The organism is Lysinibacillus sp. NPDC092081, from assembly GCF_044755845.1.
Classification (GTDB): domain Bacteria; phylum Bacillota; class Bacilli; order Bacillales_A; family Planococcaceae; genus Lysinibacillus.
Genome location: NZ_JBIVRU010000025.1, coordinates 1 through 15,668 on the forward strand (window position 1 = coordinate 1; position 15,668 = coordinate 15,668).

16 protein-coding genes are annotated in these 15,668 nt (G+C 41.8%); all 16 read right to left on the bottom strand.

The window, feature by feature from the left end:
- Positions 1–315 precede the first annotated feature (315 nt).
- Positions 316–1,152: a class I SAM-dependent methyltransferase gene (locus ACIQLB_RS22350; protein ID WP_400730817.1), complete on the bottom strand. Its 837-nt coding sequence runs from the start codon at positions 1,150–1,152 to the stop codon at positions 316–318.
- A complete protein-coding gene (locus ACIQLB_RS22355; RefSeq protein WP_400730819.1) occupies positions 1,149–2,648 on the bottom strand; it encodes a cobyric acid synthase in 1,500 nt (499 codons plus the stop codon). Before ACIQLB_RS22355 ends, ACIQLB_RS22350 begins: the two co-directional genes overlap by 4 nt.
- 165 nt (positions 2,649–2,813) lie before the next feature.
- Positions 2,814–3,350, bottom strand: coding sequence for a cob(I)yrinic acid a,c-diamide adenosyltransferase (locus ACIQLB_RS22360; RefSeq protein WP_400730821.1), 537 nt, complete (start codon positions 3,348–3,350; stop codon positions 2,814–2,816).
- A 14-nt stretch (positions 3,351–3,364) separates the two neighbouring features.
- On the bottom strand, positions 3,365–3,925 hold the full coding sequence (locus tag ACIQLB_RS22365) for a nitroreductase family protein (RefSeq protein ID WP_400730822.1): 561 nt from the start codon (positions 3,923–3,925) through the stop codon (positions 3,365–3,367).
- Positions 3,926–3,964: 39 nt separating this feature from the next.
- The gene (gene cobA, locus ACIQLB_RS22370) at positions 3,965–4,732 is read right to left on the bottom strand and encodes a uroporphyrinogen-III C-methyltransferase (protein WP_400730823.1); all 768 of its coding nucleotides are present in this window, start codon (positions 4,730–4,732) and stop codon (positions 3,965–3,967) included.
- A complete protein-coding gene (locus tag ACIQLB_RS22375) occupies positions 4,729–5,367 on the bottom strand; it encodes a precorrin-2 dehydrogenase/sirohydrochlorin ferrochelatase family protein (protein ID WP_400730824.1) in 639 nt (212 codons plus the stop codon). Before ACIQLB_RS22375 ends, cobA begins: the two co-directional genes overlap by 4 nt.
- Positions 5,360–6,727 carry a cobyrinic acid a,c-diamide synthase CobB gene (locus ACIQLB_RS22380; RefSeq protein WP_400730825.1) on the bottom strand — a complete coding sequence of 456 codons (1,368 nt, stop codon included), beginning with the start codon at positions 6,725–6,727 and terminating at the stop codon, positions 5,360–5,362. The genes ACIQLB_RS22375 and ACIQLB_RS22380 overlap by 8 nt, the downstream gene beginning before the upstream one ends.
- 11 nt (positions 6,728–6,738) lie before the next feature.
- Positions 6,739–7,860, bottom strand: a complete 1,122-nt coding sequence (locus ACIQLB_RS22385; RefSeq protein WP_400730826.1) for a cobalt-precorrin 5A hydrolase — start codon at positions 7,858–7,860, stop codon at positions 6,739–6,741.
- Positions 7,853–8,638, bottom strand: coding sequence for a precorrin-4 C(11)-methyltransferase (cobM, locus tag ACIQLB_RS22390; protein ID WP_400730827.1), 786 nt, complete (start codon positions 8,636–8,638; stop codon positions 7,853–7,855). The genes ACIQLB_RS22385 and cobM overlap by 8 nt, the downstream gene beginning before the upstream one ends.
- Complete coding sequence (gene cobI / locus ACIQLB_RS22395) at positions 8,638–9,345, bottom strand: precorrin-2 C(20)-methyltransferase (protein WP_400730828.1); 708 nt, start codon at positions 9,343–9,345, stop codon at positions 8,638–8,640. The genes cobM and cobI overlap by 1 nt, the downstream gene beginning before the upstream one ends.
- Positions 9,338–10,558, bottom strand: a complete 1,221-nt coding sequence (cbiE, locus tag ACIQLB_RS22400) for a precorrin-6y C5,15-methyltransferase (decarboxylating) subunit CbiE (protein WP_400730829.1) — start codon at positions 10,556–10,558, stop codon at positions 9,338–9,340. Before cbiE ends, cobI begins: the two co-directional genes overlap by 8 nt.
- Positions 10,515–11,648, bottom strand: a complete 1,134-nt coding sequence (locus ACIQLB_RS22405) for a cobalt-precorrin-5B (C(1))-methyltransferase (protein WP_400730830.1) — start codon at positions 11,646–11,648, stop codon at positions 10,515–10,517. The genes cbiE and ACIQLB_RS22405 overlap by 44 nt, the downstream gene beginning before the upstream one ends.
- Positions 11,648–12,307 carry a precorrin-8X methylmutase gene (locus ACIQLB_RS22410; protein ID WP_053594968.1) on the bottom strand — a complete coding sequence of 220 codons (660 nt, stop codon included), beginning with the start codon at positions 12,305–12,307 and terminating at the stop codon, positions 11,648–11,650. Before ACIQLB_RS22410 ends, ACIQLB_RS22405 begins: the two co-directional genes overlap by 1 nt.
- A gap of 12 nt (positions 12,308–12,319) precedes the next feature.
- Positions 12,320–13,081, bottom strand: coding sequence for a precorrin-6A reductase (gene cobK / locus ACIQLB_RS22415; protein ID WP_400730831.1), 762 nt, complete (start codon positions 13,079–13,081; stop codon positions 12,320–12,322).
- On the bottom strand, positions 13,078–13,983 hold the full coding sequence (locus ACIQLB_RS22420; protein ID WP_400730832.1) for a sirohydrochlorin chelatase: 906 nt from the start codon (positions 13,981–13,983) through the stop codon (positions 13,078–13,080). Before ACIQLB_RS22420 ends, cobK begins: the two co-directional genes overlap by 4 nt.
- A gap of 14 nt (positions 13,984–13,997) precedes the next feature.
- Positions 13,998–15,668 (bottom strand): precorrin-3B C(17)-methyltransferase, encoded by a 1,671-nt coding sequence (gene cobJ, locus ACIQLB_RS22425; protein ID WP_400730833.1) that lies wholly within the window; start codon positions 15,666–15,668, stop codon positions 13,998–14,000.

Genomic DNA, 15,668 nt, shown 5'->3' on the forward strand with positions numbered 1-15,668 from the left:
CGGGCTACTCGGGATGTGGAACACTCCAAAAATGGACGTTGCGCAACACAAAAAATTAACTTGAGTGTGTCTACAATCTTGACGTAGATCCAACAATCTTTACGAAAACAGCCTTAAGTAAAGTGAAGACCAAAATTAAAAATACATCCATTATCTCAATAAAGATTTAATGGATGTATTTTTATATGCAAATAAAAGTTTGATTATAAAGTTTGATTATATATAATCAAACTTAAATTCTCTAAATATAAGATACTGTTTTATTTTATTATACTTTTTACCCTATATTCAATGTTTTGTCCAAAGGTTTCATAATTATTTCGGCTCCCATGAAACGAGTGCCGCATGGAAATCATGACGATAATAATAACGCCCGTTCTTTTCCTCAATAAATGGCAAAAGCGACTCTTCAACATGTGCTCTATTAAAAGTATCATTTAATATTTTTTTACTTTGTGTTGTTACAAGCTGCTCTAAGCTTTCATATTCATACACTCGTTCCAATGGGATGATTTTGCACTCTGCATAAATATCCATTTCATATAGCAAATTTAAAAATTCTATATAATCTCTTCGTGGAAATTTTATATCGTAGCCATACTTTTCGTATAAAATTTCATAATGGGGTTGAATCGGCCCTGTTGTCATGCCAATAATTGCACGCTTTTTAGCTAGACGATTCATATGGTAAAGTGCTGATTTGATTTCATACATACGATAAAAGCAATTGACACCAATGACTATATCGTGCGCTTCTACTTCATCCTCAGCAAGGCTCTCCCATTTTGCATGAATATAGGAAACATGCTGCTTATCCTCCATGCAATTTTCTAAATAGGTAAGGATACTCTCTGAGCTATCGACACAAGTCAGCTTTCGTACATGATCAGCTAATGGAAATGTATAATTGCCCCAGCCTGGACCAATTTCCAAAGCCGAGTGCTCCGGTTGAATACTTTTTTTAATTTCTTGAAAAATCTTTGCAGCATAAGGATCTGTTTGTCCAGTCTTTTTACGCGCGATTGACTGCGCCCAAAACTGCTCCTCTAATTGATCATTGACCATTCTTTCAGGCATTTGGCCATGCCAGTCCTTCATACCTTCCTGCCATAACGCCTCATAATTTATAGCTAACGGTCCTTTTCTTGTCATACAGGTACCTCTATATTCATGATTTCGTATACTTTTTTCATATCGAGATTAGCACGCACATGCTTTGCCAGCATATTATAAGCGTCCTCTCTACGTTCTGCGTCACTTTTCACATCGCTTAGTAAAGGAGAGAGCCCCTTTTTCACGCGAATGTCATTGACAAGCTGTCGTGTAAAGGTACGATTATGGAATAAACCGTGGAAATATGTCCCGATCACTTGTTCATCAGCACTTACTGCCCCATCTACTCGCCCATCTGCAAGCTGTAAAAATGGTGATACTTCGTCACGTAAAATTTTTGTACGACCAAGATGAATTTCATAGCCAGTAAACGTATCCTGTCCTCTTGTTCCGGTCATTTGAACTGTTTTTTTATCGCCAACAAAAACAGTTTCCATTGGCAATAATGCTAGACCTTGTGCTGAATCGCCATTTCCTTCTACTGCATCTGGGTCTAGTAACGTTTCCCCAAGCATTTGGAAGCCACCACAAATACCAATAATTTTTGTCCCTTGTGCGCGTAAATTTGCTATCGCATGATCAAAGCCTTGTGCCTTTAACCATGCTAAATCATCCATAGTACTTTTTGTTCCAGGTAGTATAAGTAAATCGGGCATCCCAAGCTCATTGACATTGCCGATTAAGCGGACACCAACCTCTGGCTCATCGAAAAAAGGATCAACATCTGTAAAGTTTGAAATGCGTGGTAAACGAATCATTGCCACATCCACTGCAAACTCCCCTTGCTTTGGCTTTTTAAAGCGTAATGAAGATAACGCTAGCGAATCCTCAGCCTCAATATTGACTTCTACATACGGTACAACTCCAAGAACAGGAATCCCCGTTTCACGCTCTACCCATTCAATGCCATCATCCAGTAATTCACGCATCCCTCTAAACTTATTAATAATTAGCCCTTTTACACGTGCACGTTCTGCATCGTCAAGTAATGCGAGCGTTCCAACAATCGATGCAAATACTCCACCTCGATCGATATCAGCAACTAGCACTACCGCTGCATCTGCCAGATGAGCCATCCGCATATTTGCTATATCACGGTCTTTCAAATTGATTTCTGCAGGGCTTCCCGCACCTTCAAGGACAATGACATCATATGTATTCTGTAAAGTTCGTACTGACTTTTCAACGATTGGCATCGCTTCTTGTACGAATTGATTGCGATAGCTTTTGGCGTCCATATTTAAAAAATGCTTGCCATGAACAATCACTTCCGATACCATATCTTGCTTTGGTTTAAGCAATATAGGATTCATATCCGTAGTTGCAACAACACGTGCTGCCTCTGCTTGTACACCCTGTGCACGGCCAATTTCACCGCCATCTTGAGTGACGAACGAATTAAGGGCCATATTTTGCGATTTAAACGGTACTACCTTTAGCCCATCATCAGAGAAAATACGACACAGCGCAGTACAAATCATACTTTTCCCTACATCAGATGCTGTTCCTTGAATCATGATAGATTTTGATGGCATAATCTTTTCCCTCCTTTATTTATAGTTGAAGCGCGGGGGCAGAATTTACTTCGCGGGTGTTCTACCTCGTTCCGCGGGTATTTCACCTCAAAGCGCGGGTATTCTGCTCCGTTCCGCGGGTATTTCACCTCAAAGCGCGGGTATTCCTCCGTGCGCGGGCATCTATTAGAATTCTAGGCCTTTAACAGCTGGAATTCCTTCATCATAATAATGCTTTGTCGCATCAATGGTTGATACTAAATCGGCCATTGCAATAAGCGCTGGATTGGCGCTACGGCCAGTTACGACTAAATGCATTGTAGATGGGCGCTGCTGAATAGCTTCAAGGACTTCGGCTATTGGAAGCACATCATCGATTGGAAATTTTGTAATAGCAAGCGCATTGTTGAGCTCATCTAAGACGAGTACATCAATACTGTCGTCTTGCAGAGCGGCCTTTGTTTTTTTCCATGCCTTTGCTAACGCAGCACGATGCTCCTCGGGTGTTTTTGTCCAAGTAAAGCCGATTCCCATTTGCTCCATTTCTACGCCAAGTTTACGAAGAGCAATTTGCTCTCCGTATGTACGCTCGGGTGATTTAATAAATTGCATGTAGCGTACATTTAGACCTCGACCAACTGCACGTAATGTGACACCAAGAGAAGCTGTTGTTTTGCCCTTCCCTTCACCTGTATAAACTAAAAACAAGCCTTTTCTAGCCATTGTTCAAGCCTCCCTTAAAGCCATGTTGTTTTTTCTTCAAATGATGTACGTTTCTTGTCTTTAAGCTCCTGCTCTTCTGGATAGCCAATAAAGATTGTTCCTACTACTTTTTGTGATTCACTTGCACCAATGAATGTATGCATACGTAGGTCATGAACAAGCCCTACACCGCGGGTACGCCATACAAAGCCAAGCCCAAGTTCCTCGGCGGCAAGCCACATAGACATGATGGCACTACACACAGCAAAGACATTATCTGCTGTCGCATCAGCATCGTCTTCAACTATATCTGCCGTCACAACAATGGCCACAGGCGTTGTTTGAACAACCTTTAACGAGCTTTCCACTAAATTTGGTTTTGTTGGGAATCGCTCCTGTAAATAAGCACTTGCCATTTCCTCATAGCGTTTCATCGCATCGTCTTGAATAACATAAAAATGCCAAGGCTCACGCATACGGTCATTTGGAGCATAAGTGGCCGCTTGTAAAATTTGCTCGATCTTCTCTTTTTCAACAGGCTTTGTCGTGTAATTGCGAATCGCTCGACGATTTTTTAAAGCCTCGATTACTGTCATGATGTATTTCCTCCTTATGCTCAAATAAGTTTTATTCCTTTATGAGATAGCAAGCCCTTGCTCCTCAAACCATTGAATTTTTTCGCGTACATTGACGACCTCGCCAACGACAATCATGGAAGGATTATTATAGCCTTCGCGTTCAATAATGGTAGCTATTTCATCAAGCTGACCTGTAATAGTACGTTGTTGATCTGTTGTTCCCCATTCAATAACGGCGACTGGAGTTGTTGCTTTGCGACCATTTTCGATGAGCTTTCTTGAAATATAAGCAATATTACCAACGCTCATATAAAAGGCGACTGTATCGATACCTGTTGCAAGCGCAGGCCAATTTAAAAAGTCCTGTCCTTTTTCCTCACGGCCATGCCCTGTTACAAGGGCAAAGCTAGTCGCAAAATCACGGTGTGTTACAGGAATACCAGCATACGCCGGAGCAGCAATTCCTGCTGTAATACCAGGTACAATTTCATAAGCAATACCATGATTTTTTAAGATTTCCGCTTCCTCTGCACCGCGACCAAAAACGAATGGATCGCCACCCTTTAAACGTGTGACTATCTTGCCTTCCTGCGCTTTTTCGACGAGTAATGTATGAATCTCATCTTGAATTAAGTGATGCTTACCAGGTAATTTACCGCAGTACACAAGCTCAGCATCTTTTTTCGCAAACTCTAACAATTTCGGGTTCACAAGACGGTCATATGCAATGACATCAGCCTTTTGAATACATTCGAGCCCGTATACTGTAATGAGCTTTGGATCTCCTGGTCCAGCTCCAACTAAATACACTATTCCGTCTTTCATCGCGCTTCTCCCATCAGTATTTGTTGTAAAAATGCTTCACGTCTATCAATCTCTCCATTACGTGTCCATTCTAGTAGGCTTGGATCAAGTAATGCTTGTAAAGCGGTACGTCTTTGTGGGCCTTTTTCAAACTTAGCAACAATCATTAAACGCGCTTGCTGTAGGAAGCATACATAGTCATCATAAACGTCATCAAATTGCTCTTCGAGATCAGCTTTAATTTTACGTGCTAATGCTGGACTGGCACCTGACGTTGATACAGTTAACACTAATGGACCACGGCGCACTGTTGCTGGCGTAATAAAGTCGCTCTCAGCCTGCGCATCAGTGCGATTGATGAGCTGCCAATGCTGGGCTGCTTCTTGGACAGCCTCATTTACTGACGTATCATTTGTTGCCGCAATAATGAGTGATGCATCATCTAAGTCACGCGGTTCAAATTCTTTTTCATGCCACGTAATTTGCCCAGATTCCGTAAGTGGCACTAATGAGTCATCTAGAGTTGGGCTTACAACGACAATATTGGCTTTAGCTGGTAGCAGCGACGCTACCTTCTGTGTGGCTACGTGCCCACCACCAACAATTACTACGGTTTTATATTCAATATTGATGTGAATAGGAAAATAATTAGTCATGATTTTTCACCTTCTTACAAGCTGTTAACCAATTGTCAACAAGCTTTGGGTTTGATACAAAATGAAAATGCGTGTAGCCCGCTACTAAATTCCCTGCTTGGTAACCCTCTTGTTTGTTACCAAAGCGCCCCTTCGTTTCATAGGCCGGCGTATTGTGTGTGCCGTTATATTTTGAATAGTGGAATTCATGTCCCTTTGCTTCTTCATCTGTACCAATTAAAAAATTATGTTGTGTGCCAAAAATTTCACGGTAGCCGAGAGCCGCTAGCTTTGTTTGCATCGCTACTTCTCCCGGAATAACACCTACCATGTCATAACGGTCACCATTGCTATTCTTAATAGCCTCTGTCAAATACATGAAGCCTCCACACTCAGCCAATGTCGGTAAACCTTTGGCGATTGCTTCACGAATAGATTTTTTCACATCGAAATTTTTCGCTAATATATCAGCAAATTCCTCTGGGAAGCCCCCACCTATATACAAACCGTCTGCTTCTGCGGGAACAGGCTCATTCGCAAGTGGTGAGAAAAATTGCAGCTCTGCTCCTTTTGCACGTAGCAGCGCCAAATTTTCTTCATAATAGAAGTTAAACGCGGCATCCTTAGCTACGGCAATGCAAATATTTTGTGATGGTTGTTCCACAAACAGTTGCCCGGATTCTTGTAGAACGGGAGCCTTTGTTAATTCAAGCAATTGATCTAAATCAATCGTCTCTGCCATTAAAGACCCTAGCTTATCAAAAAATGTATCGAGTTCTCCGCGTTCGATTGCAGGGACTAATCCTAAATGACGACTTGGAATATCAATCCCTTCCTCACGCTTCAAATATCCGATAACAGGAATACCACACTCCTGCTCAATAGCAGCCTTCGCAATTTCATAATGGCCAACACTACCGACTTGGTTGGCAATGACACCAACGATATTCGGTTGATCCGACAACAATTGAAAACCTTTCACAACTGCTGCAACACTTCGTGCCATACTCGCACAATTGACGATTAAAATAACAGGGCTCTCTGTGACAACACTAATGTCTGCAGCTGAGCCAGCATCAGATAACGGACTTTTTCCATCATAAAAGCCCATAACTCCTTCAATAATGGAGACATCCGCATCCATGCTTGCACGCGCGACAATTTCACGCACTGCTTCATGTGAAAACATCCAACTATCGATATTGCGCGATACACGTCCTGTAACAGCCGTATGATAGGTAGGATCTATATAATCGGGACCACATTTAAAGCCTTGCACAATTTTGCCCTTTTCTTGTAACGCTTTCATTAGTCCAATGGTAAAAGTTGTTTTACCAACACCACTGCCTGTACCTGCAAGTACAAAACGATTTGTTTGCATAGGCTTCCTCCTTAAAATGTTAATCTAGCAACAGAGATTGTTGCATTGCCCGACTTTTTCTTTTCTAGCACAAGCGACTCGACCTGCGCATAACGCATTGCTGCAGGCTCACTCACCCCGTATGCTCCTGTATATTTAAATACGGTTTCCGAAGGTGATGGGAAGTCAATTTTATTTAATTCCGCCGGTGAATATGTAACAAATTCCCAATCGTATTTCTTTGTTATTTCTAGGAAGCATTGCTCGTTCTTCTTTAAATCAATCGTGCATAGCGCTTTGACACTTTTTTTCGAAAGCTTCAGTTCTGCAAGGGTTTCATCAATGACTTGTTCAATTTCTTCCACAGATGTCCCACGATTACAGCCCATGCCAAGCACGACCGATTTTGGTCGATAAATGACACCATTTTCAAGAAGTACTTCTTCTTCAGAGTCAATGATGCGATCAGTAATTAGCAATGTCGCATGTGGTTTCGCTTCCATCGCTGCATATGTTGACGGGTACATTTTAATTTGCTCTGGCATCGGTGTGTCACGCATCCACCAGTCACGCTCCCCCGTTTCCTGAACGATTGCGACGTGCTCCTCGTTAACAACAGAGGCACTAACGGGAGTCAGTTTATCGGCACTATCCCACACCCAGCCAAAACGAGCACCAAATAAATCAACCGGAATCGTCTTTTGTACATCTGAGGCTGTCGTAATAATCGGATTTGCCCCAAGCGCTGCAGCTACTTCATGTGTTAGCTCATTGGCGCCACCTAAATGTCCCGATAAAACGCTAATAACGTTTTCACCACGGTCGTCAATAACAACAACGCCTGGATCTGTCTTTTTATCCTTTAAAATCGGTGCTATCATGCGGACAACTGCTCCGAGTGAGATAATTAAAATTAAGCCTTTATATTGCTTAAAAAGAGTAGGTAGCAGTAAACGCACAGTACCTGTAAACATTTGAATATGCTTTTCTGCTTCATCCCCCTGCTCAAATTTACTCATATAATATAAGTCGCTCGCCGCAAATGTATGCTGTAAGCGACGTCCGATTTGAACACCGTGCTTTGTAATGGCTACAACTGCATAAGGATTTCGTTGGTCAACCTCTGGTAAGACGCCCTCTTGTAACTCAATCACTTGTCTTCACGCCTTTTCTGAAGCCATGTGTAAAGGTAGCATCATATAATTTCGAACGATATTGATCTTTATCATGAATATCCGGATCTAATGCCCAGCCAGCTAAAATCATCGCATGCTTACGAATCCCATTCACACGCATTGCTTCATCCAGTTCAATTAATGTTGTCCGTACGATTTTTTGATCTGGCCATGAAGCCCGTTGAATAACAGCTATTGGTGTATCATCAGACCAGCCAGCATTCTGTAATTCTTTTACTATTTTCTTTGTTAGCGTTGCGCTCAGGAATAATGCAATTGTACAGTGGTGACTCGCTAAATCACGTAGCTTTTCAAATTCTGGTACAGGTGTACGTCCTTCGGCACGCGTTAAAATAAGTGTTTGTGTTAAGTCAGGGATTGTTAATTCAGCACCGATTGCCGCCGCCGAAGCGAAGACAGAGCTAACACCAGGAATAACTTCATAGCCAATGCCCTCTTTTTTTAACAGTGCCACCTGCTCCATGATCGCTCCATACATAGCAGGGTCTCCTGTATGCATACGAGCTACTACTTTACCCGCGTTAACACGATCTACCATGACCGCTACCATTTCCTCTAAATGCATCCCTGCTGTACGAATAACCTCTGCATCAGGTTTTGCCTTTGCAATAAGGTCCTCACTCACTAAAGAATCTGTATACATCACAACGTCTGCTGTTTGTAGCATATGTAAACCTTTAACTGTAATTAAATCTGGATCACCAGGACCAGCACCGACAATATATATTTTCTTCATTATTTACGCACCACCATTAACGTTAAATATTCTAAATCGACACCATCTAGCTCCTGTACATCCCAAATAATTTCCTCGTCAGATGTTACCTTTGTTACGACTGATGCCTTATCAAGTAAATCTAAATCACGTAGCACCTCAAGCATTAAATCAATAACCTTCGCTACTTTAATGAACACCACTGCATCGTGACTTTCAATCGCTTCACGCATGGCATCATAGTCATCATGAGCAGGGACAATCGCAACACGGTCATCGCCATCTGCTAGCGCAATCCCAAGGCGTGATGCTGAACCATTAAACGAAGAAATTCCAGGAACTGTTCGAATTTCAACATCAGGGTGCATGTCCTGCATAAGCTTCATCATATGGATGAACGTACTATATAATAATGGGTCACCTTCTGTTACGAATGCGACGTCCTTACCTTCTTTTAATTTTTCATAGACAAGTTCAACTGATTTCGTCCATTCGCGTTCTAATACAGCCTCATCTTTTGTCATTGGAAATACTAGTCCAAGCATATCCTTTTCTTCTGGGTTAATATAGACATCTACAATACGATGGGCATAGCTTTTACTACCTTTTAGTTTTTTCGGGTAGGCAATAACAGGTGATTCCTGAATGATACGGAATGCCTTGACTGTAATTAACTCTGGATCGCCTGGGCCTACGCCCAAGCCATATAAAATACCAAGATTACTCATGATTTTCTTCCTTTCGATATGCAGAAATAATGTAAATCGGATTTAATGGGACAAAACGTGTCATATCTAATATTGGTTTACTGCGCGCAAGCTGTGCCTGCAATATGTCTACAGCAAAGCCACAAGACTTAAACGCTTCAACTGCCTTATATAAATTTTCAATGGTTGCAGCATTCAAGACAATACGACCATTCGGCTTTAAGCGTGTACAGCACAATTGTAATAACTCCACCATCTCTCCTCCTGTGCCGCCGATAAAAATCGCATCCGGATCAGGGAAGTTTTCAAGTCCTGCTGGCGCTTTACTATGAATAGCTGTAATATCTACACGGAATTTTTGCTGATTTTGCAGACAATTTTCTAAATCAGGAGCGTTTTTCTCCACTGCAAATATTTGACCTTCAGGCGCAAGCTTGCCGGCCTCAATGGCCATCGAACCCGTACAAGTCCCAACGTCCCAAATGATGCTATCCTTTTGTAGCTGCATTGCTTGTAAACTTAAAACACGAATTTCTTTTTTCGTAATAAGCCCTTTGTCTGGCTTACGCTGTGAGAATTCTTCATCATCAATACCGAGTGCATAGCGTTTCGGTACTGAGGTTTGCTGTAGAATGACAACATTTAAAGGAGAAAAATTAGCCATTTCTAATTCATCAAGCGAATACCAACCGAATTTTTCATTTGTTCCCTGTAAGTTTTCTGCAACAAATGCACGGTATTCTGTCATGCCAAAATGCTTTAAATAATTTGCTAGCGCATTTGGGTTATTTTCTGCATCTGTTAGCAGTGCCACTTTCTTTTTACCATCAATACGCTGTGCTAAGCCTTTCATGGAGCGCCCATGAATACTTGTGACATAAGCATCTTGCCAGCTTTCCCCCATCTTTGAAAAAGCAAGCTGGACTGAGCTCATATACGGATAAACTTCAATGTCTAGCTTTTTCGCTAAATAACCTCCGATTCCGTAAAATAACGGATCACCAGACGCTAAAATAACTGTATTTCTTGTTTCTGCAGATAATCTCTCAACAAGAGCAGATAGACCACCTTTAATCAACATTTTTTCACCAGTAAAGTTCGGGAAAAATTCTAGAACACGCTCTCCACCAACAAGCACCTCACAGTCGTCAATCCAATGTACATATTGCGGTAGTAAGCTATCTTGTCCGTTATCCCCGATCCCAATTAATTTCATCGATCGATGCAATGTCATCAGCCCTTCCTAATAATTGTCCCTGCATCGAATAAATCGATGTGGAAAGCGTTAAACCGCCCCTAATGTGATGTATTGATGAATAGCAGCACGCCTCACATAAGTGGTTGAAGAATGCATCATAGCCCTTTTCTGCCATAATTTCTCCGACCTGTGACGCGGTGTTTGCCTCTCGTACGTTTGTAACGGTTTCTTCATCTGCACCTATATCCACTGCTAATTGAGCTAAAAAGTTAAAATCAATAGGAGCACTTTTGGAGTGCACCATCATGACACCTTGTGCCACCTTCGAGAATTTCCCCATCATACCAACAAGCGATACTTGCTTCATACCAAGTCGTTTACAATGCTTTAATGTAAAGCCTACAAAATCGCCCATTTCTATAAACGCTTCCTCTTGCAAATGAGGGTACTGTGCCATCGCATACTTTTCACTACGTCCACCAGTTGTAACAACTAAATGCTCACAACCAGCCTCTTTTGCAACACTAATCGCTTGGACAATACTAGCCATATAAGCAGAACTCGAAAAAGGCACGACGGTTCCCCTTGTGCCTAAAATGGAGATTCCTCCAATAATACCAAGTCTCCCATTTAACGTTTTTTTAGCAATTTCTTCACCTTTAGGGACAGAAATAACTACATTAACGCCTCGTTTAATTTGAAATTCATCAAGTACGCCTTGTACAGTACTATGAATCATCTTCCGTGGTACTGGATTGATAGCTGCTTCTCCGACAGGCACTGGTAAGCCGGGCTTTGTTACACGCCCGACACCAATTCCACCGTCCAGATGAATGCCTGGTGTATCTGACCAGCTTACTGTGCCAACAATGAGTGCTTTATGTGTTGCATCCGGGTCATCACCAGCATCTTTAATCGTTTCACAGCATACAGCATCTTGCTGAAATGTACATTTTTCTATCGTAAAGGTCGCATCTCGTCCAATCGGCAAATGAATAGTACTTGTTTCTTGCTCTTCATTTGTAATTAAGGCAAGTAATGCGGCCTTCGTTACTGCAGTCGCACAGGATCCCGTTGTATAACCGTGACGCATGTCCTTGGGATCCTTTTTAGGCTTCCGCTCCATTATTTTTTCGCCTGTTCATCCGCTAAAAGTGAGACAGCATTCAATGCGGCAACCGTCACTGTACTACCGCCTTTACGACCAACATTTGTAATATAAGGAATACCTTCTAGTTTTAAAAGCTCTTCCTTCGATTCAGCAGCTGATACGAAGCCAACTGGCATACCGATAATTAAATCTGGTTTCGCTAAACCTTCTTTAATTAAACGAATTAATTCAAGCAATGCTGTTGGTGCATTCCCAATTGCATAAATGCCACCTTCGTGTAATTTAGTAGCCTTTTGCATAGAAATAATGGCACGTGTTGTGTTTTGTTTTTTCGCCTCAATCGATACGTCTTCATCAGCAATATAACAGTGTAAATCTCCACCATGTTTTTGGAAGCGTTTTTTCCCTGAACCACTTTCAATCATTTGCACATCTGCAATGACATGGCGACCAGCAAGGATTGACTTAATACCAGCCTCAAGTGCTCCTGGTGTAATAATTACGCTACGTCCTAATTCAAAGTCGGCAGAAGCGTGAATGATGCGACGTACTACCTTCCACTCATCCTCTGAGAAATTATGCTCGCCCATTTCCTCTGCAATAATAGAGAAACTGTAATCGTAAATTTTATCTGGGTCTACTGTTAATGGTTTGAAATCTGTTTTAAAGTCCATTTGGATTGCCTCCTAAAGTGTGTTTTGTACAGCTTGTAGTACATCTTCAAATGTAGAATATTGCTGTCCGTATTTTATATTTGGTCTTGCAATTAATATTGTTTCGATGCCACATGCAAGGGCAGCCTCTAGCTTTTCATCCACCGAGCCAACCTTGCCGCTTTCTTTCGTAATCATCAATGTCACATCATATTGGCGAAAGAGGGCTTCGTTTAATTCCTTTGAAAAAGGGCCTTGTATGGCAACAATATCTCTTTGTGCCACACCAAGTGCTTCGCATTTTTCCATATTATCGAGTCGAGGAAGCATACGCGCAATTACTCGTGTATGTTCTAAACCATGTAACACCTTTGTAAATGTTGCTAGCGTTTTACTGCCCGTCGTTAGCATAATGACGCCGCGTTTTTCCGCTGCTAAATGGGCAGCCTCGTCATAATCTTTCACAATCGTAATTAGTGGGTGTGCATAATGCTCATGGGCACGTTCATAGCGAATATACGGAACACTTGCTTGCTCAGCAGCAGCCATGGCATTCTTTGAAGCTTCTTCAGCAAATGGATGAGAAGCATCTACAACTAAACGGTACCCCCGCTCCGTAATAATCGTTGCCATTTCCTCTGCTGTTAAACGACCGACTAAATGAGGAAGACCGACTTCTTCAAGGCTTGAAGCAGCTGATTCAGTAACGACCGTAGCTGTCACAGCATAACCTGCTGACTGTAGTTCTAGTGCTAGATTTCTAGCATCGCTCGTCCCCGCTAACATGAAAATCATTTCACTGGCTCCTCTTCATGGTGATGATGATGGTCATGGTCATGATCGTGATCATGGTCGTGATCATGGTCGTGATGGTGATGATGATGCGCATGTCCATGCACTGCCGCATAAGCACGATAATTTTCTAAATCTTGCATACCTGTTGATGTACCATTCACAGCTTGCTCAATACGCTCTAATAGCACATTTTGTAAACGCTCATGATAGCCAAAATAGTTGGCAATTTGAATATCACAGTCAGGATATTTTTCGTTATATTGCTTGCGCATGCCATTCATACGTTCCATTAAGATACCTGTGAATAAAAAGTACGGTAGCATAATGATTTTTTTAGCACCCAGCTTCACACAGCGCTCTATTCCTTCTTCAACACGAGGATCTGTAACACCCATAAATGCGCTTTCTACATACTGAACCGGGAGTTTTTCCCATAATAAGCGTGTAATTTTATAAAAATCACCATTTGCAGTTGGATCACTGCCCCCACGTGCAATTAATAAAATGGCAGTATCTTTATGTTCTTCTTCAGCATTAAAGCCGATTTCTGATAAACGGTCTTCTAAAATAGCAAATATTTCTTCATGGATACCGATTGTTTGTCCATACGTGAACGTTATATTTGGATAATGCTCACGCGCATGTTCGATTTCTGCTGGAATATGTAGTTTTGAATGTCCAGCGTGAAGAAGGATAATCGGAATAACATGCACCTCTGTAGCCCCCTTCTTCACACAGTTCGTAATACCTTCTTCAATATTTGGCGAAGCGAACTCTAAAAAACATGTTTCTACTAAAAAGTTATCATCAATGCGAGGTGTCATCTGCTCGATAAACGTACGTACCTCTTCATTCCCTGCTTCTAAACGGCTCCCGTGGCCCACAAATAAAATTGCTTTCATCTCATTACTCCTCATTAGTCGCCGCATGGAGCTGGCTCTACTTTTATTTTTGAAGACATATCCTGATACGTAAAATGTAGGATCTTTTTCACACGTTTGAAGTATTTAAACAAACGTTCATTTGGATGTGCATTTGCTTTATATTCTTCGATAATGTCAGTGATAAGTGGTATAAGCTGTTCAGGCTCTAATCCCTCAACAACAGGCTGGGCCGCATGTGCTGTACGACCAACCGGCTTAGCACCAATAAAGACATCAAACTTACTTTTGCGATAAACAATGCCAATATCATCAAATACTGCTCGATAACATGCCATACCGCAGCCGTTAAAGCCAATATTTAATGTTTTCGGTAACGACATCCCACCAAGCTTTGCTTGAATCTCTTCCGCATACGGAATCGAATCGTACTTTTCTCCATAACAGAAGTCACAAGCCTTTAACGAAAGCACGTCACCAATTGGTGCTAGTAAAAAGCCAACTTCACGAAGCTTTGCTGTAACCTCTTCAGGATCAGACGTTGGAATTTTCAAATGAATCTGATGGTCTGGTGTATACTCCATCGTCCCTTCCTCGCCAACTACCTCAGCTAACGTCATCATTTGTTGAGGAGTAAAGAACTTATTGGCTACCCCAGGACTAACCGCTAATTCAAAAATGGATTCGATTTTTTGTTGAACACGCTTAGGTGTTACTTTCACCGCGCTTGTTCCCTTCACCATAGCAAGTGCAGCTGTCGCCATTTCCAGTGACGATTTTTTAGGATTTGATTGTGGTCTGATGGCTAAACTGGGCTTCATACGATTGGCATTAGGATCTGTCGCAAAATCATTACTCGCTGCTCCTGTTTCTTGATTCATTGCCCATGGTTCATTTTCTTCCTTCAGTCGTTGATGTGGTCGTAACGGTTGTTTTTCCTCACCAAGTGTATATTTACGTTGATAACCACGTGGCGTAATCATTTTATTGTCATAGAAAAATGTTGTTGAATTCCCGATAATAACTGTCGTTAACATGCCGATATCGTGTTCAAGCATTTCCGCTAAAGTAGTCATCGTAATTTCCTGACGGTCACGATACGCGCTTTTCACAAGTCCAACCGGCGTATCTGGTGAACGATATTCTAATAAAATTCGTTGTGCCTCAACGATTTGTCTCGTACGACGCCCACTTTTCGGGTTATAAAGAGCAATAACAAAATCCGCCATAGCTGCCGCTTCCACTCGTTTTGCAATTAAATTCCAAGGTGTTAGGTGATCACTTAAACTAATGGTACAGGCGTCATGCATAATGGGAGCACCTAGTAAACTTGCACACGAATTAATAGCTGAAATACCAGGAACAATTTCTACCTCGATACCAGTTGCTTCTGTCCATCCTAGCTCGATTAATACTTCATACACTAATCCAGCCATTCCATAAACCCCGGCATCTCCACTGGAAATGACCGATACGATACTTCCAGCCTCTGCTTGACGTACCGCTTCCTGTGCACGTGAAACTTCCTCTGTCATACCAGTACTAATAATTGACTTTGCACTAACTAAATCCTGAATAAGTTCAACATAAGTTTTATAGCCTATGATCATATCACTTTGTTGTAGTGCCTCCACAGCACGAGTCGTAATATGTTTAAAGTCTCCAGGGCCAAAGCCAACTACGAAAATCTTACCTTTTTGCGCCAT

Coding starts and splice junctions, on each gene's coding strand:
- cobI (WP_400730828.1), bottom strand. CDS start 9,345: ATGAGTAATCTTGGTATTTTATATGGCTTGGGCGTAGGCCCAGGCGAT.
- ACIQLB_RS22360 (WP_400730821.1), bottom strand. CDS start 3,350: ATGGCTAGAAAAGGCTTGTTTTTAGTTTATACAGGTGAAGGGAAGGGC.
- ACIQLB_RS22375 (WP_400730824.1), bottom strand. CDS start 5,367: ATGACTAATTATTTTCCTATTCACATCAATATTGAATATAAAACCGTA.
- ACIQLB_RS22405 (WP_400730830.1), bottom strand. CDS start 11,648: ATGGAGCGGAAGCCTAAAAAGGATCCCAAGGACATGCGTCACGGTTAT.
- cobA (WP_400730823.1), bottom strand. CDS start 4,732: ATGAAAGACGGAATAGTGTATTTAGTTGGAGCTGGACCAGGAGATCCA.
- cobK (WP_400730831.1), bottom strand. CDS start 13,081: ATGATTTTCATGTTAGCGGGGACGAGCGATGCTAGAAATCTAGCACTA.
- ACIQLB_RS22350 (WP_400730817.1), bottom strand. CDS start 1,152: ATGACAAGAAAAGGACCGTTAGCTATAAATTATGAGGCGTTATGGCAG.
- cobM (WP_400730827.1), bottom strand. CDS start 8,638: ATGAAGAAAATATATATTGTCGGTGCTGGTCCTGGTGATCCAGATTTA.
- cbiE (WP_400730829.1), bottom strand. CDS start 10,558: ATGACATTGCATCGATCGATGAAATTAATTGGGATCGGGGATAACGGA.
- cobJ (WP_400730833.1), bottom strand. CDS start 15,668: ATGGCGCAAAAAGGTAAGATTTTCGTAGTTGGCTTTGGCCCTGGAGAC.
- ACIQLB_RS22365 (WP_400730822.1), bottom strand. CDS start 3,925: ATGACAGTAATCGAGGCTTTAAAAAATCGTCGAGCGATTCGCAATTAC.
- ACIQLB_RS22380 (WP_400730825.1), bottom strand. CDS start 6,727: ATGCAAACAAATCGTTTTGTACTTGCAGGTACAGGCAGTGGTGTTGGT.
- ACIQLB_RS22420 (WP_400730832.1), bottom strand. CDS start 13,983: ATGAAAGCAATTTTATTTGTGGGCCACGGGAGCCGTTTAGAAGCAGGG.
- ACIQLB_RS22355 (WP_400730819.1), bottom strand. CDS start 2,648: ATGCCATCAAAATCTATCATGATTCAAGGAACAGCATCTGATGTAGGG.
- ACIQLB_RS22410 (WP_053594968.1), bottom strand. CDS start 12,307: ATGGACTTTAAAACAGATTTCAAACCATTAACAGTAGACCCAGATAAA.